This is a genomic window from Hymenobacter metallilatus (genome assembly GCF_003944705.1).
In the GTDB taxonomy this organism is placed as follows: Bacteria; Bacteroidota; Bacteroidia; order Cytophagales; family Hymenobacteraceae; genus Hymenobacter; species Hymenobacter metallilatus.
The window spans coordinates 355,924-375,418 of sequence record NZ_RWIS01000003.1; the positions used below are offsets into that span (position 1 = coordinate 355,924).

Here is a 19,495-nt window from a genome sequence, read left to right on the forward strand (position 1 = left end):
CGAGGCAGGGCTTCGGGGTACAACTCCTGATGGCGTGAGGTACCCGTTCTTCTTAGGGAATATGCACCACCTGCTTGCGCAGCGGCGACCAGGCAATGCGCTGCCGGTCTTCCTTACCGACCAGGTAAATAAATGCCACCGCGTCGGGGCGGCGGTGCAGGTCGTCCCAGGCGGCGCGGTCGAGGCCGGCGGGTACATCGGTTGCCGGGAAAGTGGCCGATTTAGCTACGGCCGGCCGCTGGAAGTTCTTGTCGGCAAAAAACTCCTTCACCCGTTTCCGCACGTAGGCTTCCCGCTCGGCCTGGGTAGCGGTGGAGCCTTTCATTTCGTACACCATAGCCGCCTCCAGGTCCGGCGACGACAGCACTTCCCGGAAAATAACCTGGCCGCTGGCCGTGGTGATGGTAAACGTAGCTTCCCCACTCAGCACCGAGGAGCCGCGCAGCACCAGCGAGAATACGTCGGGCGAGGCCGCCGAGGAGAACTGATGGCGGCTGCGGCTGGTCAGCAGCGTATCGGCCTGGGCATCAACGGGGGCCGGGCGGGCCGTATCCAGGGGCTCGGGCCGGGCCGCCGACGAATCGGGAGCGGTGGTAGCGGGGGATGAGGTAGCCGTTTGCTCGGGCGAGGAGCAGGCCGCGGCAACTAGCAGGAGCGGGAATAAGGCAGTAAAACGCATGGCGCTGGAAATAGGGTGAGGCTGATTGTACGCAACGGGCAGCTCAGCCGTTGGCCGCGGTTACCAGATTAGCATCAGGGCAAACGCCAGGCTCAGGCAGATGGAAGATACCTGGTTCATGCGCATGGTGTGGTCGAAGTCGGCGGCGGCCGGGTGCTGCCACACGCCCCGCGCCCAGGTGGCAAACAGCCCCACTACCGGCCCCGTAGCCACCAGAAATACCAGTAAATGGCGCAGCTCCTGGCGCTGCACGTACACCAGCGCCAGCAAAGCCGCCCCCGCCGCCAGCGCCACTCCCGCCCAGATAAACGTACCCCGAATCCCCAGCCGTAAGCTCAGTGTCCGGTCGCCGCGTCGGGCGTCTTCCTGGTGCTGATACACCTGGGTAAGCGGGTAGGAGCCACACAGAAACAAGCTGCTGACCAGGGCCAGCAGCAGATTGGTGGGCTCCAGCAGCTGGGCCGGGCCGGCGCCTACGCCTACCTGGGTCATCAGAAAGGTGTAGGCCCCCTGAAACACCACCACCACGGCTGTGCTCAGCAGGGGATACTTTTTGAGGCGGATTCCCTCGTAGCTGTAGGCCTTCGATACGAGCAGATACCCGGCCACCAGGCCCGCAAACGGCAGGCTCAGCAGCGCGGCCCCCAGCACGGCCAGCCCATCAAACAGCCACACCAGATGCAGCAGCTCCGCCGATACTTTCGGGGGGTGCCGCAGCCCCCCGATGCTGCCCTCGTCCCGGTCGTAGTAGCTGTTGTAGCCGTTGGAGGCCGGGTAGGCCAGCAGGTGCAGCACCACAAACACGCCCGCCGCCCGCCCCCAGCTGAACGGCTCCCGCAGGGCGCTCAGCCCAAACCAGAATACCGGCATCAGGTACACTGAAAACGGAATGCGCAGCAAAGGCAAGGCGCGGCGGTAGGGCAGAAGCAAGGACATGCGGCGGGAAAGTAGCACACGCTTCAGCTTGTGCCGGATGAATAGTAATAGCACACGCTTCAGCTTGTGCCGGGTGACAACATACCCATTGAACCAGGCGGCTCACGGCGCAAGCTAAAGCTTACGCCCCGATTCAGCTTAGGCCACGTTGTTGGGTATACCGATGAGGTAGGTTACCTCGGGGCCCCAGTGGTGGCGGACCTTCCCGGCCTGCCAGGTAAATGCCCCACTTGGGTCGGCGCGGTGGGCCAGCCGCAGCAACTGCTCCGGCGGGTACATCCGCAGAATGCTCACGCATCCGTCCCAAATGGTAAATAGCGGAATCAGCGGGATAAGGTAAGTGAACAGCAGCCGGCTCAGGCTGAACGGCCGGATAAAGGGCGTAATCAGAAGCTGGGCAACGGGCAGTACGGTGCAGGCCAGCAGTAGTTCCAGCCAGTGCTTGCCGGCCCCCTCGAACACGCCAATGCCCGTACGCTGCCGCACCGCATCGGCCAGTAGCGCCTCGGCCGCTGTCGGCGGGAAATGGTGAAAGGCCGAAAACACCACCCGAAACCCCGCCAGCCCGGCTGGCACGGCAGTAGCATCGACGGGCGCTGGCTCGGCATCGAGCCCAGGCGTAGTAGCCTGCAACTCCTGCCAGGCCGCTGGCTGGGGGTATAAATCGGTGAGGCGAACCTGGGCCTGGGGCAGACCGGCCGCACGCAGCTGCCGTAGCACGCCCGCCGTGCCGCCTCCGGCTCCGGCGCATAACTCCAGCAGTTGATGGTGGCCGGTGCGCAGTAAGGCGTCGCGCAGCAGGGGCACAATAGGCTGGTAGATGCGGAGCCCCGAAATCATAAAGCGCAGATAATCCATCATGCCCGCCCGGATTACCCGCGGAAACCAAGGCAGGTCTTCAAACTCGAACAGCTGGAGGCGAAGCTTCATGGGATGCGCATACGCAGAAGTGCCGCAAAAGACAATCCGGCACCTTACGGGCGGGCATACCACCCCGACACGGCAGACGCGACTATCCAGGGCAGCATAGAGAAAAACACCCGGATTGCATCGTCGGGAGCGGCAGCGGCCCACACAAGCAGGCCGGCCGTTAGCACACTAACCAGGCCCGCCGTACCACTCAGGGCGTATTGCCGCATCGAAGCCGACAGATGAGAGGTGCCCCGCAGCACCAGACGAACCACAAACATGTAGGGTACCACCAGAAAAAAGGTGCAGATTAAGCTAATAGTTATGGCCCCTGCCCAGGCCTCCAACACTACGGTTGCCTGGTGCCAGGCCGGAGGATGCCGCACAACCGTATACAGGGCAAACAATGAACAGCCTCCTGCTACTGTACCCGCCCATTGTTTAATAGCTACATAAAAGGCTTGAGAAGTAACTGTATCAGTCTGCACGTACTTGAACAGGTTGCGGAGTACACACGCAATATAGTGGGGCAAGGCCGTTTGTTGTAGGAGGTAGAATGGCCCTGAAGCAGGAGGATAGTTTCCTCAAGTGACGTGCTCGAGTAAGCTCCCCCTCGGAAAAAGAGGGCAACGAGTTTTTTAGCATTAATGGTGCGCCGCCACTGCAGCCCGCTGGGCCGGACCATAGAGCCAGAATACGGCCAGCACTGCCGCCACACCGTAAGGCAATGAAAGCGGCAATACGGCCTGCATTGAGTCGATGGGCGACAGTAGCACCAGCAACTGATTGGCTAGCAGAAAAAACAGCACCACGCCGCCTAGCGCCATGCTTCGCCGCGACCAGCCGGGTTTAACCCGACTCATCATGGTGAAAAACGGAATAACCAGCGGCACAACAGCCAGCGAAACCAATGCAGCCAGCAGCCCTGCCAGCAAGGCAATTGAATAGTCGGCCAGGCGGGCCGAGGCGAAATCCAGCAGTAACCACAAAGTACCGCCAGCGTTACTAAGCAGCCACAGAATGAAGGTGCGAACAGTGGTAGAGTGGCTGGTAGTGGCGTAGTGATGAAGCATAATGCAGATAAATAAAGGCGGAAACAGAGAAAAAGTGTACCGATAACACCCCGAACGTACGCACCGCCAAACAGCCCTGGTTTCCTGAAAACGGGCTTTTGTTGGGAATTCGGATGCCATTTTGGGATGCCGACGGTGTCCCGCAGTCTAACAACTGTAGTTGGTGAGTAGGCACGTCAGCAGCTTCAGGGAAATGATGAGGTGTAAGAGGCGTTTGGAGTAGTAGTCAAGCTTGCCGGCTCACATCCCTTGCATGAAGCTCACTGCACCAAAACGTGCGTCGGATGAATGACCACGCCAGCCTCTGCACGCAAAAGCCCTTGATAGTGCATATAGGTCAGCCCGTCACTCCCAGCCCCGCATTGGAAGCACGTCAAAAAAATTATTGGCTGGATGTGTTGGAAACCACCCCCAACTTGTGTTGCTTTGTAACGCAAAGTGCTTTATTCTATGGCCAAGCCCACCATCGACCCGCTCGCTCAGCTTACCGAAATCCGTTCCATCATGGAACGGTCGTCGCGCTTTATTTCGCTCAGCGGCCTTTCTGGGGTAGGGGCTGGGGTGGTGGCACTGGTGGGAGCCGGCGTGGGGCACTGGTATTTGCAGCAGCGCTATGCCGCCGAGGGCTATTCCTACGGCGGCTTCATGCGCCTGCTGCAAAGCACGCCCCAGGAGCGGCTGGCGGTGCTGCCATTTCTGGCGCTGCTGGCCGCGGGTATTGTGGGTGCGGCGCTGGCCGTGGCTACTTTTTTCACGGTGCGCCGGGCTAGGCGGGCCGGTCAGCCGGTGTGGAGTGCCCTGGGGCGGCGCCTAGCCATTAGTCTGGCTATTCCGCTGGTGGCGGGCGGACTGTTCTGCATCGCCCTGTTTGTGCAGGGGGCGGTGGGGTTGGTAGTACCGGGGTTGCTGCTATTCTATGGCCTGGCTTTGCTCAACGGCAGCAAGTATACCCTGGATGAAATCCGTTGGCTGGGCCTCACCCAAATTGTGCTGGGGCTGGTGGCCGTGTTGTTCCCTGGCTTCGGCTTGGCGTTCTTTGCCCTCGGTTTCGGCCTGGGCCACATCGGCTACGGCATTCTGATGTATAACCGGTATGAAAGAGGGTAATGAAAAGGATGAAGTAAAAAGTGACAAGTGCAAGTAAGCCTCTGTATGGTTCCAGGTTTATAGAATCCCAGACATTATTTGCATGACACACTGCGTCGTGGCACCCGAACCTCGCCTTTCTTCTGTTAACCTCAGGCCGCTCAGACCCCATCCGTTCCTCTCAACTGCATACTTCTCCCCCGTCACCTTTTACCTCATCACTTCATAACTCCCTTTGAAACACCTCATTCACACGCTCAATAAGGCTTTCGACAACCGCGTCCGGTTGGGCGTAATGGCCGTGCTGATGGCGAATGAATCGGTGAGCTTCAATGAGTTGAAAGAAGCCCTGGACCTGACGGATGGCAACCTGGCCAGCCACGTAGCGGCCCTGGAAAAGGCCGGCTACGTAACGGTGAGCAAGCAATTCATCGGCAAGAAACCCAACACCACCTATGCTGCTTCCATCGAAGGAAAAACCGCATTTCAAGACCATCTGTTGGCCCTGGAGAAGTTGTTGCGCGGGTAAGGTCTCTTTTTTTGCCCTTAAACTTTGAAATACAAAGTTCTTTCAGAATACCTCTTACTGCTTATGACCACCTTCACTGCCACCGTGCCTGCTGCCGGGCCGGTTCCCTTCACCCACCGCAGTCCGGTGGTACTCACAGCCCTCCAAAAGCTGCTGATTCCGGCCGGCACCGTGCTGTTCGATGTGCTGTTCTGGAACCAGGAAATTGGCCTGAACCTGGCGCTGTACACGGTATTTGTGCTGGCGGCCACGTTGCTGGGGCAGCCCCGGCAGGCGGCGGTATGGCGCTCCGGCTACTTCCGGCTGATGGTGGCGGGTACGCTGGTTAGCGCCGGCTGCGTGGTGTGGCTGGGCTCCGGCGCTGCCCGGCTGGCCTGCGTAGCTTCCCTGCTGATGGTGTTAGGCTACGTAAACCAGCCCCATCTGAAACTGGTGGCCTACGCCCTGCTGACGGCCCTAACGGCCGCCACGCGGGTGCTGCCGGGCCTGTTGCCCTACCTGAGTTTGCCCCAGGGCGGGGCCGGCCGCTGGCCGCGCGTTCGGTTTTATGGCCGCCTGCTGCTGCTGCCGCTGGTGGTGCTGGGCGTGTTTCATGTGCTGTTTGTGCTGGCTAACCCGCACTACGAAGCCCTGACCGACCACTTAGTGGAGAAGCTGGGCGAGTGGCTGCTGGCGCTGTGGCCGGCTTTTTCGCTGCCGCATCTGCTGTTTTTTCTGCTGGGGCTGGTGCTTACGGCTGGGGCGTTGGTGATAGTGCCCCAGCATTTTTTCCTCGACCATGAGTCGCGCTTCGGGGAGTTTGTGCGGCGGCAGCGCGACCGGGTAGCTTCCTTCGGAGTGCGCCGCCCCGATTTCCGCGTCAAAAGCCAGGGCCCGCTCGACTTGCGCAAAGAGTATCTGGCGGCCCTGGCCGTGTTTGGGCTGGTAAATGTGCTGCTGCTGGTGGTCAACACGCTGGATGTGCGCTGGATCTGGTTCGGCTTCACGCCCGAGCCCGGCTTCGACCTTACGCAGTTTGTGCACGAGGGTACCTACGTGCTGATTCTGAGCATTCTGCTGGCCATGGGCATTGTGCTGTGGTTTTTCCGCCGCAACCTCAACTTCTACCAGCCCGGGCTGCCGGCACTGCGCTGGGGCGCTACCGTGTGGGTGGTGCAAAACGTGGTCCTGACGGTGTCGGTGGGGCTGCGCAACTACTATTACATTCTGCACACGGGGCTGGCTTACAAGCGCATTGGGGTGTATGGCTTCCTCCTGCTCACCCTGTTCGGGCTGCTAACGGTGCTGCTCAAAATCTGGCAGCGCCGCTCGGCCTACGCCCTGGTGCGCCTGAACGGACTGGCCGCCTACGCGCTGCTGCTGGTGCTGGCCCTGGGCAACTGGGAAATCTGGATTGCCCGCTACAACCTCAGCCCCCGCTTCCGCACCGTCGACCTGGGTTTCCTGCTGGCTATGCCTGAGCGGGTGCTGCCCGAGCTGGCTACCCGCCAGGACGTGCTGGATGGGGCCACGCGCATTATCATCAGCCCACCCGGGGCTTATTACGAAAGTACCGCCACGCCCGAGCAAGCCAAAGCCGCCATCCGGCACCGCATTGCAGCCTGGCAGCGCAACTACCCCGAGTACCACAGCTGGCAAAGCTGGACGCAGGCCGAGGCAGCAGCTTATGAAGCTCTGCGCAACCAGTAGCCACTCACCCGATTTCTTTTCTCCCATGAACTTCCTGCAACTCGGATTTTCCCTGTTGGGCCTGCTCTGGTGCGCCGGCAGCGTGGCCGCCCTGGCCGCTTTGCTCACCTGGCGCGAACGGGCCGCCACCTTCGCCGCCCGTACCCAGCGCCTGTTGGTAGTCGTGCTGCCCTGCGCCACCTTGCTGCTGGGCTCCGTGCTCTGGACGCTGCTGCACATGATGCTGCTCTGGGGACATGCCGCGCCGGCCGTGGCAGTTCGCTAACATTTCTTCCGCATGAAAACTGAGCATATCAAACCCCACTCCGCCGGCCGCAGCCTGGCCGTGCTGCTGGCCGCCTGCGCCGTGCTCTGGACGTGGTGGCAGATACCCGGCTGGTATCAGCTGGGCTCCACCAACGCGGCCCAGTTGGCGCAGCTGATGCACGTTTGGCAGCAGGCGTGGCTGCTGGGGCTATGGGTAGCGGGGGCCAACGCCGTGGTGCTCTACCAGGCCACGCTGCCGCTGGCCCTGCCTTCGTCGCCGGGCAGCCTGCTGGATACCCGCCGCTACCTGCCCAACTTTGTATTCTGGCTGTGCGTGGTGTTCCATTTGGGAAGCCTGCTGGGCCTGCTACTGCTGGGCGCCGGTCAGGTTACGCTACATCCGCTGTGGGTATGATGGACTGGCTGGATTCGCTCGTGGCCCGGCTACGGTACTTCGTATGCCGTACCGTGCTGCCGGCTGTGCCCCGGGCGGCGTGGTGGGTTGCCGGTGGCATGGTTTTCTGTGCTTTAAATCTGGTGTTCGAGCAGGAAATATGGCCGAATCACCCGCAGACCGGGGTGTGGTTTGGCGTGACGTTCATCGGATGCATGGTGAGCTTGCCGTGGCTGGCGGCTCTTGCAGCGGGCCGCATAGCTGCAATGCTCAAGAATCAGGCTTGGCGGTGGTTATGGTGCCTGGCCTCCTGGTGCGGATACGCCGGCGCGGCTTGCATAACTGTAGCAGTGGGTATCGGATTAGTAATTCTATTCAGTGGGCGGATGACGGACTAAGGGGTCTGGAACCAACCCTATAGGTACGGAAGTAAAAGGCAGGCAAGGGAGGTGTGTGCGGCCTCCATTCGGTTAGCTGCCGCACACACCTCTCCGCCAACTGATAAACTACGCACGACCCCGCCGCAACTGGTATATTTGCGTCTCCCAAACCGGCTCCGCCGGTTCTGCTCGCCTCATTGCGCTCTGCATGTCCGCTTCTACGCCGCTAAAGAAAACTACTTCCGCTGTTCCCACCCGTCGTTGGCCCAACCGCACCTCCCGTGCGCTGTGGGCATTTTTTGTGGTAGGAGCGGGGCTGTTTCTGCTGTACCCGATTCTGGTGAGCATGAACTTTCTGTTCCTGTTTGGCAAGTCGCCGAGTTTGGAGGAGCTGGAAAACCCCCGGGTGGAACAGCCCTCCAAGGTATTTACCGCCGACGGCGTACTGATTGGCCGCTACTTCCGCGAAAACCGCTCCCCGGTGCCGCTCAGCAAAATGTCGCCCTGGCTGATCAAAGCCCTGGTTTCAACGGAAGATGTGCGCTACCAGCAGCATTCCGGCATCGACCCCGTGGCCATTGCCCGGGCCGTGGCAGGCGTAGCTACCGGCGGCAGTGGGGGTGGGGGCTCCACCATCACGCAGCAGCTGGCCAAAAATCTCTACAAAACCCGCCGCAAGGAAAATACCGGCCTGCTGGGCCATGTGCCCCTGTTGGGCACTATCATCAGCAAAACCAAGGAGTGGCTCACGGCCGTGGAGCTGGAGCGCCGCTACACCAAGGACGAAATTCTGGCCCTCTACTTCAACACTGTGGAGTACGGCTCCCAGGCCTACGGCGTGAAAGTGGCCGCCAAAACCTTCTATAGTACTTCCCCCGACAGCCTCACCATTGAGCAGGCCGCCATGCTGGTGGGTATGCTCAATAACCCCACGGCCTTCAACCCCAAGTTTCATCCTCAGGCTGCCCAGCGTCGCCGCAATCTGGTGCTCACGCGCATGGGGCAGGCGGGCGTGCTCACGGCCGCCCAGGTACAGCAGGAGCAGGCCCGGCCCATTGCCCTGAAATACCAGGTAGAAAAGCACGTGGACGGGCCCGAAACCTACTTCCGTGGGGCCGTGAGCCAGGCCGTGAACGAGTGGTGCAAGCAGAACGGCTACGATATGTACCGGGACGGCCTGCGTATCTACACCACCATCGACTCGCGCATGCAGCAGTACGCCGAGGAGGCCGTGCAGAAAAAAATGAAGTCCCTGCAGCGTACTTTCGACAACTTCTGGCGCAACCGGGACTCCAACCCCTGGGTGGACGAGGACGGCAAGGAAATTCCCGACTTCATCGAAACTCAGATGAAGCGCACCGAGCAATACAAGGAGCTGGCCGCCCGCTACCGGGGCCGCCCCGATCTATTAGACTCAGCATTGCACCGCAAGCACCCTACCAAGGTATTTACCTGGAAAGGTGACGGCGACACCACGCTCATGCTGTCCCCGCTCGACTCGCTGGCCTATTACAAGCACTTCCTGCACGCCGGCATGATGACCATGGACCCCTTCACCGGTCAGGTAAAAGCCTGGGTGGGGGGGCTCAACTACCGCTTCTTCCAGTACGACCACGTAAAGCAGGGCAAGCGCCAGGCCGGCTCCACCTTCAAGCCCTTCGTCTACCTCACGGCCCTGGATAACGGCTACTCGCCCTGCGACCGAATCCGGGATGAGCGGGTAACCATCAACTACGTGGAAAACGGCAAGCCCATGGAGTGGCAGCCCGACAACGTAACCCGTGAGTACACCGGCATGAACATGACGCTGCGCTACGCCATGGCCCGCTCCGTCAACTCCGTCACGGCCCAACTCACTGAGAAAGTCGGCTGGGATAACGTGGCCAAGTACGCCAACAAGGTCGGTATCCGGAGCAAGCTGCTGCCGGTGCCCAGCATCGGGCTGGGCTCGGGCGGTGACGTGAGCGTGTTTGAAATGGTGAATGCCTACAGCACCTTCGTCAACCAGGGCTTCCGCACCGAGCCCATGCTGGTCACGCGCATTGAGGACGTGAACGGCAACGTGCTGGCCCAGTTCGACCCCCAGCAGAAGCGCGTAATTCCGGCCGAAACGGCCTGGCTGATGACCTACATGCTGCGTGGCGGCATGGAGGAGCCCGGCGGCACCTCCCAGGCGCTATGGGACTATGAGCTCTGGAAGAAAAACAACCAGATTGGCGGCAAAACCGGTACCACCAGCAACTACTCCGACGGCTGGTATATGGGCATTACCAAGGACCTGGTAACCGGCGTGTGGGTAGGCGGCGAAGACCGGAGCATCCACTTCCTGAACTCTCAGCAGGGCGAGGGGGGCCGCATGGCCCTGCCCATCTTCGGCACCTACATGGAAAAGGTGTACCAGGACCCCGACCTGGATATCCGGATGGGGCCCTTCCCCAAGCCGACCGTTACCATCACCAAAAAGTACATTTGCGTAACCGAAGAGCCGCGCCGCCGCCGCCGCGAGGAGCCCGTGGATACCATTGTGGTCGACAATCTGCTGGAGGAGCTCAATAACGGTACCGTACCTCTTCCCGACAGCCTGGGCGGGCAGTAAAAACTTGTAATCCAGAGCCGGATTTACCAGGACGTGCACCCCGAAGCTGCGCTTCGGCCCGCCTGAGGAGGGTATCCAATTACGCAGTAAAATAATTACCTTCTCCCGTGAGGCACAGTATAGTTCCGAGCTATCTGTTCGGGCTCAGCTTGCGCCATAGCAGCACGGTGCCCACCACTACGAGCCCGGAAAGTAGTTGAAACGTGCGCCGCCAGGGGTGCGTGGTGTGCAGCGTGCGGTGTACTTCCAGCGAGTTACTCCAGGCAATAAAGGCATCGGCAATGGGCAGCTGACCCAGTAGGTAGGATTTGCCGCTACCACCGTGCCAGGGTAGACCAAACGCCTCAATGCTGTTGCGCAGGCCCACGGCGGTAGTAGTGTCGCCGAAGCGCTGCATAGTACGCCGGCCCACCAGAGAAGCCGCCCCGCCCACACCCCAGATAACCGGGCCGGAATCTATATCCTCCGTGGCCGCCGTGCCCTTGGCCGATTCCAGCAGGCCTGGCAGGCCCAGCCGGCTCGTCAGGAACAGGGCGCGGTAACGCTGGAAATGCGGCTGCGCATAGGCAGAGTCAATTTCAACAAGGAAGGTAAGCAGCTGGCTTTGCGAAGAGCCGCGGGCGGGCGTGAGTACAGCCCCGGAGCCGGCCTTCACCTCGTGCGGAATTAGCTGCCGGGCATCCAGCCGGGAGTTCACCGCCCGCAGCCACTGCCGGATTACCCTATGGTACTGCGGCGGTTGTAGCCGGTCGTGCCAGGCCAGGGCCGCCACGCCCAGCACGCCATCGGCGGGCCAGGCTGCACCGCGGTACGATTCCAGGTAAGGCGAAGGGCTGGCAGCCAGGGCAGCGGCAATCAGGGCGCATTGCCGGTCGAAGCGGTGCAGGTCGGCCGTATCCCGCTGGGCCGGGGGCAGGGCGTACAGGTAGCGCCCCAAGCAGTACGCCGACCAGCCCTGGTAGAAAGCCCCGTAGGGCAGGGGCAAATCCGGCTCAAAAATAGCCTGTGCGGCCGGGCTTTGCATCTCGCCCAAGGCCCATTTGGTTTCCCGGCTGGCCTGTTGGTGCAGGGCAGATGCTGGCGGTACGTGAGCGAGCAGCTCCGTCCAGGTAAGCGCATACAGCGCATTCAGGTATACAAAACCTTCCGGGTACAACTCCTGCATCTGCTGCCCCGCCCCGCTGTGCATGCGGTCCTGCAGAAACTGTAGCTGCCCTATAACTTCCGCATTGACGGGCCGGCCTTGTACTGGCACCAGCCGGGGCGTATACAGCAGCTGATAGTTCAGGTAGGCAACAAGTAACAAAATGCTCCCTAGCGGGACCCGGAGAAGAAAACGCACGGCGCTGCCCTATTCCTCGCTGTAAAATGACTCCAGCGCCCCGCGCAGCTTCGGAAACTCAAAGGTGAAGCCCTGCTGCAGGGTTTTTTCGGCACTAACGCGCTGGGAGGCCAGCACTATCTCGCTCATTTCGCCCATTACCAGCTTCAGGCCGAACTCGGGCACCTTAGGCAGCACCAGCGGGCGGTGCAGCACATCGGCCAGGGTGCGGGTAAACTCCTGGTTGGTTACGGGGTTGGGTGCCACGGCATTGTAAGTGCCCTGCCACTGCGGCTCCTCCAGAGCCTGAATAAACAGGCGGCACAGGTCGTCGAGGTGAATCCAGGACATATACTGCTTGCCCGAGCCCAAGGCTGCCCCAGCCATGAGCTTCACGGTACGGGCCAGGGGCACCAGCGCGCCGCCCTCAGGGCTCAGTACGATGCCAATCCGGAAAATAGCCGTTCGGACGCCGTATTCCGCTACCCCCTGGGCCGCAGCTTCCCAGCGCTGGCACACTTCCGCCAGAAAATCGTCGGTAGCCGGTGGAGTTTCTTCGTTTACCAGTTGACTGTCCCGGTCGCCATAAATGCCAATGGCCGAGGCCGAAATGAACGTCCGGACGTGGTGGTTCTGCTTGGCCAGTTCCCGCGCCATCAGCTGGGTGCCGGCCAGGCGGCTCGACAAAATTTCCCGCTTTTTTTCCTGCGTCCACTTGCCGTCCGACACGCTGCTGCCCGCCAAGTTGATGATGTAGTCGGCGTAGGGTACGGCGGCCTCGTCGATGGTGCCTGCCAGCGGGTCCCAGCGGAAGCTGCGGAACCGGCCGCTACCGGACGTGCGGCTGAGCAAGGCCACTTCGTAGCCCCCGTCAATCAGCATTTCCGCCAGGCGGGTGCCAATCATGCCGGTACCACCGGTAATCAGAACTTTACGGGACATCTGAAATAGTTTCTGGGTACTTGTTTCTCGTTCGTGTTCAGTTTACGCCCATCAGCAGATTTGCATGACCGACACGGAGAACTTGCCGATTCCTAAGCACCAAAACTAGAAACAAGTAACTAGAAACCAGAAACTCATTTCCCCAACAACCGCAAAAACTCGTGGCGTAGCGTTTCGTCGCGCCCAAAGGCGCCGCCGTATTCGGCCGTAATGGTACTGCTGTTGGTGTCATTCACGCCCCGGCTCATTACGCAGAGGTGGTCGGCCTCAATCAGCACGGCCACATCTTCGGTGCCCAGCGCGTTTTTTAGCTCCTCAGCAATCTGGCGGGTGAGACGCTCCTGCACTTGGGGGCGGCGGGCAAAGTACTGCACCACGCGGTTCAGCTTACTGAGTCCCACTACGTGCGTACCCGGCAGATACGCCACGTGGGCCTTGCCGATGATGGGCACAAAATGGTGCTCACAGCACGAAAATACCGTAATGTCGCGCTCCACCAGCAGGTTCTGGTAGTGGTAGCGGTTGTCAAACAACCGTACCTCGGGACGGTGCTTGGGGTCGAGGCCCCTAAACCATTCCTGCACGTACATTTTAGCGACGCGCCGGGGGGTGCCGCTCAGGCTGTCGTCGGTCAGGTCCAGGCCCAGCAGCTGCATAATCTGCTCAAAATGCCCGGCAATGGCCGTAATCTTCTCGTCGTCGCTGAGCTGAAAAGCATCGGCACGAAGAGGGGTGCGCAGGTCGGCCGGTAGTTGGGCATCAACAACGGGGCGGGCGGCACCGTCCGCGGCAAAGGCCGCAGGCACGGGGTTATCCATGGTATTCTACAAAATTGCGTTCGGTCTCATACAGCGTAACCGATAAGGCTAGGCTGTCCGCTAGGTGAGGACGCAAACGGTTCCAGATAACCACGGCAATATTCTCGGCCGTGGGGTTGAGGTGACGGAATTCTTCAGTGTCCAGATTCAGATTCCGGTGGTCAAAGGTATCCAGAATCTCGCGTTTGATCAGGTCACTCAAGCGCTTCATATCATACACGTACCCGGTCTCCGGGTCGATGCTGCCGGTCAGGCGGACAATCAACTCGTAGTTATGTCCGTGATAATGAGGGTTGTTGCACTTGCCGAAGATGGCCCGGTTGTGCTCCTCGCTCCAAGCTGGGTTGTGCAAACGGTGCGCGGCGTTGAAGTGCTCTTTACGGCAGATCGTAATGGTCATAGTCGGCAATGAACAGCGTGGGGTTGCTTTTGTTCAGCAGGTTCGCAAAGATTCATAAGTGGTTAAACGTAGCAGTATCTGTATATGAGAATAGTTTTATGGTACCTAAGTAATGCGAAATAGTAATTTTCAAGCAAAACACAGCTTTCTTCAAAAAAATCAATCGGGGGCCTAGTATGGTGCTGGTAGTCTGGTTAAATTTGGTCAGTCGGATACAGTAAGCCGGCATTTACTTCCTGCACATCATTTCTTTTTCACTCTATTTCATTCCCCTATGAAACGAGGCCTACTCTTCTCCCTGCTGCTCCTATTGGCAACAACGGTGACCAGCTTCGCGCAAAAGTCGCCCGTTGACGAAACGGATATGGCCATCAAAGGCATTCCGCGCAAGGGGCAACGAGTTTCTATGCAGCTGGATAGCAAGCGCGTGGAAGACTCCTGGAAAAAACAGCTGGATGAGCAGTTCGGCAGCAAGGTGAAAGCCGATAAGGGCGTATATACCATGGATGGCGTCGTTATTGAAGCCATTTCCAAAACCCCCATCCGCGTAATCAGCAAGGTAGATGCCGTGCCAACCGGTACCACCGTATGGTGGTCGATTGACCTGGGCAACGCTTACCTGAGCAAAGATGCCACTCCCGTGCAGTGGAAAGCCGCCGAAGGCTACCTGAAGGACTTCGCCCGCAAGCTCTACCGTGAGGATTTGGCCCTGCAGGTTGCTACCGCTGAGAAAGCCCTGGTACAGTCGCAGGACAACCACATGGCCGTTATTGCCAAGGCTGATGCCATCAAGAAGGACATCGAAAAGAACAAGCAGCGCAAAATTGAAATTCAGCAGCAGCTGGCACAGAACGCCGCCGAGTTGCAGCAGTTCAACAACCAGGTTGACCTGAACCTGAAAGAGCAGGAAGCTGCCCGCGCCGACATTGTGAACATGCGCGTGGCCCTGGAAGCCGTAAAGGAGCGCATGAACAAAATCGAATAGTAGCCGCAGTATACCGCCGCTTCTCTCCGGTTACAACAACAAAGGCCGCCCTAGTGGGTGGCCTTTGTTGTTGTAAGCCTTTATGTGCTGTGGCGCGGACTTCGGCCCGCCGCTCACCTCACATAAAACGGTATTCAGGACGCCTTTTACAGTCCGAAGGGCGGCTCCTGTGGTAGATAGTATACTGTGTGGAGGCGGCGGACAGAAGATCACGCCACAGTATACCGGCTCCTTACTCCAGGTGGCTGCGGAGGAATTTTTCGGCCTCTTTCTCGTTTTTCCAGCCTACAATGCGGGTTTCGGCCGGGCGGTAGCGGTGCTGAAACCATAGGCTCAGGGAAGGCCGCACACCCGGGTAATGCTGATTGAGCGTGGCCCAGTCAGTGGCATCGGGGAGGGTGCGCTGAGCGGGGCGGGCAGGCACGGCCAGCAGCACAGTTTGCAAGGCGCCTTTCACGTCCAGCGTGAGCAGGGCCAGGGGCGTCACTTCTACCACCGTGCCCGCGGGCTGGGTTTCGGCCAGCACCAGCGCTGCCAGCGGAGCCTCCGCCCCGCCCATACCCGTGGCTACCCGCGTACCCGGTACGAAGCCCAGATTACCGGGCACCGGCAGAAACTCAATTACCTCCTCGGTACCGGCTTCCTGCTGTCGCTCAAACGTGTGCGTGGCCGGGTTGTAGTGCTGCTCGTGGTTGGTACCGGCGGGCATGGCCACGACCACCTGAAGCAGCTTCCGTTCCGCCGAGAAAGTGGGGAGCTCGGCGTAGTTAGTGTGGCAGCCGCTCAGCAGGCCAGGGAGGAGCAGAGCAGGAAACAGCAGGGCAGAGGCACGCATGGCAATGAGGGATAAGCCGAAAGACTGGTCCGGAAGATAAGAAGCCCGGCCAGCATGTACTATGCCGGGCCGGGCTTCACCCTGTACAGGATTTCAGTAGAGTTACTGCGCCAGCTGTTCGTCGAGGAGGCGGAAGGGACTCAGCTGCTCCAGGTGCAGCACAAAGCGAATGTTACGCGCGAAATCTTTGCCACTGCCGGGCAGTCCGTTCTCGTACTGGGAGCCGGCCACGGGCAGGTACAGACGCAGGATGTTCTTGGCCAGAGGCAATACCAGGCCCGCCCCGTAGTAGCCCCGGGTCCGGGCGCTGAAGGAAAGGCCAGCTACTATTTTGCCTAGCCCCACATCACCGTACACGGCCAGGGAGGTAACCGGCAGGTCGGCTTCCAGGTTGAGAGTGGTAAGCCAGTTCTGAGTGCTAACGGGCACGTAGCCTTTAAAGCCCCCGTCCCGGTCGTCGGTCTGGTGCACCTGGGCGGTGAAGGCATCGGAAATCTGCTGCCGGTCGAGGTAGGTGTTCTGGTAGCGGTAGTCGTAGCTGCCGCTCAGGCCCATCCGGAAGTCGGCGCTGGATTTCAGGAAGGTGCCCCCGAACACGCGCGCCCGCACCTGCTTCCGGGCGTTGTAGTAGCGGCCGTAAGTGGCCGTGGCCCGGAGCAGGCTGGCCTGCCGGGCACTGTTGTCACTGGAAACATCCGATGACAGGAAGTTCAGCTCCAGGTGGCCCGACCAGTTCTGGAGGGCATTCCCGTCGCTGATGCGGTATTCCGCCGTCTGAATGCTGCTGGTACGGTTCAGGAAGTCGCTCTGCACGGAGGTATTGGCAAACCGGACCCAGTGCTGGGCGCGGTTATAGGCCGAATGCGGCAGCTGCAGGGTGAGGCTGGGCTCAATTTTGCTGAACCGCTCAAACCGCGTCAGCTGTACCTTGGTGATAAGCTGGCGCACATTGGTGCGGGGCAATACGTTCAGCGACACGCTGCCGATGCCGTTTATCTCCGCCCGGTTGAAGCTGAACATGGGCATGGCCAGGAAATTCAGGCGCTTCGGGGCCAGCAGGTTCGTGTAGAAGGCCGCGCCCAGCATAAACTTATCGGCGGTGTTGGCCCCCAGCACCGGCACCCAGTTGATGAAGTGCCGGTCCCAGCGCTCCACGCTGGCCAGGGGCTTCAATTGCAGGGGCTCCCAGGTCGGGAAGCTGCCCTCCAGCTGGCGCTGGTCGTCGCGGCGGTTGAGCTGGGGCGTGAGGTAGCCGGGGTCGACTACCACGGCCGCCACCCCCTGGCGCTGGAAGTTGAGCTGGGTTTCGTCCTGCTCTTCATCCTCGGTGCCGCCGAATACGGGCGTCCACTTCAACTCCAGTACTTTCCCCTGAGCATCCAGGGAGGCCACGGGCACGGCCAGGGGCGCGGGAGAGTCGTTGCGTACCAGCACCTTTACCGTACCGTTCTGCACCAGCATATCCGACAGCGCTACCTCGTAGTGGTTCTGGGTAGTGAGCATCTGCTGAAAAAACCAGCCGAGCTTCTGGCCGCTGACTTCCTCAAACACGGCCTGCATGTCGGCCGGGTAGGGGTGGCGGAACTGCCACCGCTGGTAGTAGGTGTGCATGGCCTCGTCGAACTTCTCCTGCCCCAGGTAGCCGGCCAGGTATCTCAGCAGGGAGGCCGTTTTGCCGTACACAATCAGGCCGTAGTTGAGCTTGCCGAATTCCGCCGAAATGGGGCCACTCACCGGCTGGTCGAGGCCCCGGGAGGCCATGGCCTGGTAGGGAATCTGGTTGAGGGCGGCGGCCGGCAAACCATCTACGCCCAGCTTACCAGCAATTTTGGGCGACTTCGCCAGAAACTCGAACTGCCCGGCGGTGGGGTTATCCCGCTCCGCCACCCGGTTTTCGATGTAGGAGTTCACACCCTCATCCATCCACGGAAAATCCCGCTCGTTGGAGCCCAGAATCCCGTAAAACCAGTTGTGGCCCACCTCATGCACAATGGCCGCAGGTTGCGTTACCGTCACCATCGGGTACTCCATACCTGAGCCGGCGCTTAGGGCTCCATCCACGGCCGTGGCGGAGGCGTAGGGATACTCGCCCACCCACTGCGAGTAGTAGGTGAGGGCGTCATTCACATCCTGCAGGCCCTTAATCCACTTCTGCGCATCCTTGTTGGTGAAAAGCACCCAGGAAGTTACCTGCCGACCCGAGGGTAGTGTGACGCCGCCTTTCAATACGTTAAACCGCTTATCAGCAAACCAGGCAAAATCGTGCACCCGGTCCTGCACGTAGCGCAGGGTTTTGGTTTCCGCCGCCGAAGCTGGAAACTTCAAATCGGAGCCGAAGTCCTGCGGGGTTTTCTTGGCCGCCGTAGTCGTAGCCAACTGGTCGAGGCGCTGCTGCTCGTCGGGATTCTGGAGTACGCCGGTGGCGCCCACCGTGTAGTTGGCCGGCAGCGTAATGCGCACATCAAAGGAGCCGTACTCCGAATAGAACTCGCCCTGGTCGAGGTAGGGCATCGGGTGCCAGCCCTTCTGGTCGAATACCGCCGGCTTGGGGTACCACTGCGTAATCTGGTAACTCTGGCCCACGTGCCCGAACCGGGAAAACGAGTCCGGAATCTTAACCCGGAAGGGCGTGGTGATGGTGGCGCGCGCCCCGGCAGCCAGGGGCTGCGGCAGCACCAGCTTGGCCATGTCGGGGCTGGTGGCGTCGTACTCCAGCCGGGCCGGCTGCCCGTTCACCTGAAACTCCAGCCCATCGATGTAGCCGCGCTGGCTGGGGCTGGCAAACTGAAACTTCCGGCTGCCGTTGCGCAGCTGCTGGCGGGCAAAGGCGGTGTTGTTGTCCCGGTAGGCATTCGGCCACAGGTGAAACCAGATATAGGTCAGTGCCTGGGGCGAGTTATTGGTATAAATCAGCTCCTCACGGCCGCTGAGCAGGTGCTGCTTGTCGTCGAGGGTTACATCGATGGAATAGTCGGCCTGCTGTTGCCACGTGGAAGCCGTTTGGGCTTGGGCGAAGATTGGGGCTACCGTTAGGCCGGCCAGGTAAAGTAGTTGTCGGATGCGCAACATAGGATGAGGGGAAGAGAACAAAGCGGCAACGAAAGTAGCCGTTCGGGGCGAGACCCCCGAAGAACCTTCTGAAAAAGCACACGTTTGCCACCTACACCCATCCATCACGCTACCTGGTAGCCCAACCCATTCGTATTATGTCGTACCACAAACTGCCCAAGGACGATACCCAGCACCAGAATCACCTCGACGGTGCCATCAATCTGCTCACTGGCAACCTCCAGGAAGAAGCTGAGCGTGCCGGCCTCGACAACAATTTCCAGCGCTGGATTGAAGACCTTAAGGACGCCAACAACCCCGAGCTGCACCAACTGGTAGTTGATTTGCAGGAGCTGAAAGCCCACTTCGGTGGGGGCTCCATTGATAAAAATATCGTGGGCCGGCTGCTGCACCGCCTGGGCACTGCCACGAGCAAAGCCGCCATCTTCGCCGAAAACCCCAACACCGCCGACCGGATTGGCAAGCTGGGCGAGGCCCTGACGGCCGCGGCCGGGCAAGTGCAAGGCGGACAAACCACGCCCGAGCAGGATTTGCAGCAGGATTCCAGCCAGAACCGCTAGCTAACCTGCGTAACCAAATAGAAACAGCGAAGCCGGTTTCCTACGCAG

At 60.3% G+C, this 19,495-nt stretch carries 19 protein-coding genes; 8 read left to right on the plus strand and 11 right to left on the minus strand.

Annotation, left to right across the window (positions count from 1 at the left end):
• Positions 1-52: 52 nt before the first annotated feature.
• From EI290_RS07055 to EI290_RS07075, 5 genes are all read right to left on the minus strand, one after another.
• Entirely contained in the window at positions 53-679 is a 627-nt protein-coding gene (locus tag EI290_RS07055; protein WP_125428112.1) for a hypothetical protein, read from the minus strand.
• A gap of 60 nt (positions 680-739) precedes the next feature.
• Complete coding sequence (locus EI290_RS07060) at positions 740-1,615, minus strand: UbiA family prenyltransferase (RefSeq protein ID WP_125428114.1); 876 nt, start codon at positions 1,613-1,615, stop codon at positions 740-742.
• Between the two features lie 138 nt (positions 1,616-1,753).
• Positions 1,754-2,545, minus strand: coding sequence for a class I SAM-dependent methyltransferase (locus EI290_RS07065; protein ID WP_125428116.1), 792 nt, complete (start codon positions 2,543-2,545; stop codon positions 1,754-1,756).
• Between the two features lie 44 nt (positions 2,546-2,589).
• Positions 2,590-2,805, minus strand: a complete 216-nt coding sequence (locus EI290_RS07070) for a hypothetical protein (protein ID WP_148103623.1) — start codon at positions 2,803-2,805, stop codon at positions 2,590-2,592.
• A gap of 363 nt (positions 2,806-3,168) precedes the next feature.
• Positions 3,169-3,597, minus strand: a complete 429-nt coding sequence (locus EI290_RS07075) for a hypothetical protein (protein ID WP_125428119.1) — start codon at positions 3,595-3,597, stop codon at positions 3,169-3,171.
• Positions 3,598-4,047: 450 nt separating this feature from the next.
• Between EI290_RS07075 and EI290_RS07080 the strand changes: the two genes are divergently transcribed.
• The 6 genes from EI290_RS07080 (at position 4,048) to EI290_RS07105 (ending at position 10,517) form a co-directional block, all read left to right on the plus strand.
• On the plus strand, positions 4,048-4,704 hold the full coding sequence (locus tag EI290_RS07080) for a hypothetical protein (protein WP_125428121.1): 657 nt from the start codon (positions 4,048-4,050) through the stop codon (positions 4,702-4,704).
• Between the two features lie 214 nt (positions 4,705-4,918).
• Entirely contained in the window at positions 4,919-5,212 is a 294-nt protein-coding gene (locus EI290_RS07085) for a winged helix-turn-helix domain-containing protein (RefSeq protein WP_125428123.1), read from the plus strand.
• Positions 5,213-5,275: 63 nt separating this feature from the next.
• On the plus strand, positions 5,276-6,901 hold the full coding sequence (locus EI290_RS07090) for a DUF4153 domain-containing protein (RefSeq protein ID WP_125428125.1): 1,626 nt from the start codon (positions 5,276-5,278) through the stop codon (positions 6,899-6,901).
• Between the two features lie 25 nt (positions 6,902-6,926).
• Positions 6,927-7,166, plus strand: a complete 240-nt coding sequence (locus tag EI290_RS07095) for a hypothetical protein (RefSeq protein ID WP_125428126.1) — start codon at positions 6,927-6,929, stop codon at positions 7,164-7,166.
• A gap of 12 nt (positions 7,167-7,178) precedes the next feature.
• Positions 7,179-7,562, plus strand: coding sequence for a hypothetical protein (locus EI290_RS07100; protein WP_125428128.1), 384 nt, complete (start codon positions 7,179-7,181; stop codon positions 7,560-7,562).
• Positions 7,563-8,129: 567 nt separating this feature from the next.
• A complete protein-coding gene (locus EI290_RS07105) occupies positions 8,130-10,517 on the plus strand; it encodes a transglycosylase domain-containing protein (protein WP_246008879.1) in 2,388 nt (795 codons plus the stop codon).
• A 130-nt stretch (positions 10,518-10,647) separates the two neighbouring features.
• Here EI290_RS07105 and EI290_RS07110 read toward each other — a convergent pair whose 3' ends face one another.
• The 4 genes from EI290_RS07110 to EI290_RS07125 all read right to left on the minus strand — a co-directional run bounded on the left by EI290_RS07110 (position 10,648) and on the right by EI290_RS07125 (position 13,998).
• Positions 10,648-11,823, minus strand: coding sequence for a hypothetical protein (locus EI290_RS07110; RefSeq protein WP_125428130.1), 1,176 nt, complete (start codon positions 11,821-11,823; stop codon positions 10,648-10,650).
• 45 nt (positions 11,824-11,868) lie between these two features.
• On the minus strand, positions 11,869-12,780 hold the full coding sequence (locus tag EI290_RS07115; RefSeq protein WP_125428132.1) for a TIGR01777 family oxidoreductase: 912 nt from the start codon (positions 12,778-12,780) through the stop codon (positions 11,869-11,871).
• A gap of 134 nt (positions 12,781-12,914) precedes the next feature.
• Positions 12,915-13,598 (minus strand): GTP cyclohydrolase I FolE, encoded by a 684-nt coding sequence (gene folE, locus EI290_RS07120; protein WP_125428134.1) that lies wholly within the window; start codon positions 13,596-13,598, stop codon positions 12,915-12,917.
• A complete protein-coding gene (locus tag EI290_RS07125; protein WP_125428136.1) occupies positions 13,591-13,998 on the minus strand; it encodes a 6-pyruvoyl trahydropterin synthase family protein in 408 nt (135 codons plus the stop codon). Before EI290_RS07125 ends, folE begins: the two co-directional genes overlap by 8 nt.
• A 274-nt stretch (positions 13,999-14,272) precedes the next feature.
• Between EI290_RS07125 and EI290_RS07130 the strand changes: the two genes are divergently transcribed.
• Positions 14,273-14,983 (plus strand): DNA repair ATPase, encoded by a 711-nt coding sequence (locus tag EI290_RS07130; RefSeq protein WP_125428138.1) that lies wholly within the window; start codon positions 14,273-14,275, stop codon positions 14,981-14,983.
• Between the two features lie 232 nt (positions 14,984-15,215).
• Here EI290_RS07130 and EI290_RS07135 read toward each other — a convergent pair whose 3' ends face one another.
• Both EI290_RS07135 and EI290_RS07140 read right to left on the minus strand, forming a co-directional pair.
• Positions 15,216-15,818, minus strand: coding sequence for an inorganic diphosphatase (locus EI290_RS07135; protein ID WP_125428140.1), 603 nt, complete (start codon positions 15,816-15,818; stop codon positions 15,216-15,218).
• 102 nt (positions 15,819-15,920) lie between these two features.
• On the minus strand, positions 15,921-18,887 hold the full coding sequence (locus EI290_RS07140; RefSeq protein WP_125428142.1) for a M1 family metallopeptidase: 2,967 nt from the start codon (positions 18,885-18,887) through the stop codon (positions 15,921-15,923).
• 137 nt (positions 18,888-19,024) lie between these two features.
• On the opposite strand from EI290_RS07140, the gene EI290_RS07145 reads away from it, so the two are divergent.
• Positions 19,025-19,447 carry a hypothetical protein gene (locus EI290_RS07145; protein ID WP_125428144.1) on the plus strand — a complete coding sequence of 141 codons (423 nt, stop codon included), beginning with the start codon at positions 19,025-19,027 and terminating at the stop codon, positions 19,445-19,447.
• The last annotated feature ends 48 nt before the right edge of the window (positions 19,448-19,495 follow it).

Coding starts and splice junctions, on each gene's coding strand:
- EI290_RS07100 (WP_125428128.1), top strand. CDS start 7,179: ATGAAAACTGAGCATATCAAACCCCACTCCGCCGGCCGCAGCCTGGCC.
- EI290_RS07135 (WP_125428140.1), bottom strand. CDS start 15,818: ATGCGTGCCTCTGCCCTGCTGTTTCCTGCTCTGCTCCTCCCTGGCCTG.
- EI290_RS07130 (WP_125428138.1), top strand. CDS start 14,273: ATGAAACGAGGCCTACTCTTCTCCCTGCTGCTCCTATTGGCAACAACG.
- EI290_RS07065 (WP_125428116.1), bottom strand. CDS start 2,545: ATGAAGCTTCGCCTCCAGCTGTTCGAGTTTGAAGACCTGCCTTGGTTT.
- EI290_RS07140 (WP_125428142.1), bottom strand. CDS start 18,887: ATGTTGCGCATCCGACAACTACTTTACCTGGCCGGCCTAACGGTAGCC.
- EI290_RS07125 (WP_125428136.1), bottom strand. CDS start 13,998: ATGACCATTACGATCTGCCGTAAAGAGCACTTCAACGCCGCGCACCGT.
- EI290_RS07080 (WP_125428121.1), top strand. CDS start 4,048: ATGGCCAAGCCCACCATCGACCCGCTCGCTCAGCTTACCGAAATCCGT.
- EI290_RS07060 (WP_125428114.1), bottom strand. CDS start 1,615: ATGTCCTTGCTTCTGCCCTACCGCCGCGCCTTGCCTTTGCTGCGCATT.
- EI290_RS07055 (WP_125428112.1), bottom strand. CDS start 679: ATGCGTTTTACTGCCTTATTCCCGCTCCTGCTAGTTGCCGCGGCCTGC.
- EI290_RS07095 (WP_125428126.1), top strand. CDS start 6,927: ATGAACTTCCTGCAACTCGGATTTTCCCTGTTGGGCCTGCTCTGGTGC.
- EI290_RS07145 (WP_125428144.1), top strand. CDS start 19,025: ATGTCGTACCACAAACTGCCCAAGGACGATACCCAGCACCAGAATCAC.
- EI290_RS07070 (WP_148103623.1), bottom strand. CDS start 2,805: ATGTTTGTGGTTCGTCTGGTGCTGCGGGGCACCTCTCATCTGTCGGCT.
- EI290_RS07090 (WP_125428125.1), top strand. CDS start 5,276: ATGACCACCTTCACTGCCACCGTGCCTGCTGCCGGGCCGGTTCCCTTC.
- folE (WP_125428134.1), bottom strand. CDS start 13,598: ATGGATAACCCCGTGCCTGCGGCCTTTGCCGCGGACGGTGCCGCCCGC.
- EI290_RS07105 (WP_246008879.1), top strand. CDS start 8,130: ATGTCCGCTTCTACGCCGCTAAAGAAAACTACTTCCGCTGTTCCCACC.
- EI290_RS07115 (WP_125428132.1), bottom strand. CDS start 12,780: ATGTCCCGTAAAGTTCTGATTACCGGTGGTACCGGCATGATTGGCACC.
- EI290_RS07075 (WP_125428119.1), bottom strand. CDS start 3,597: ATGCTTCATCACTACGCCACTACCAGCCACTCTACCACTGTTCGCACC.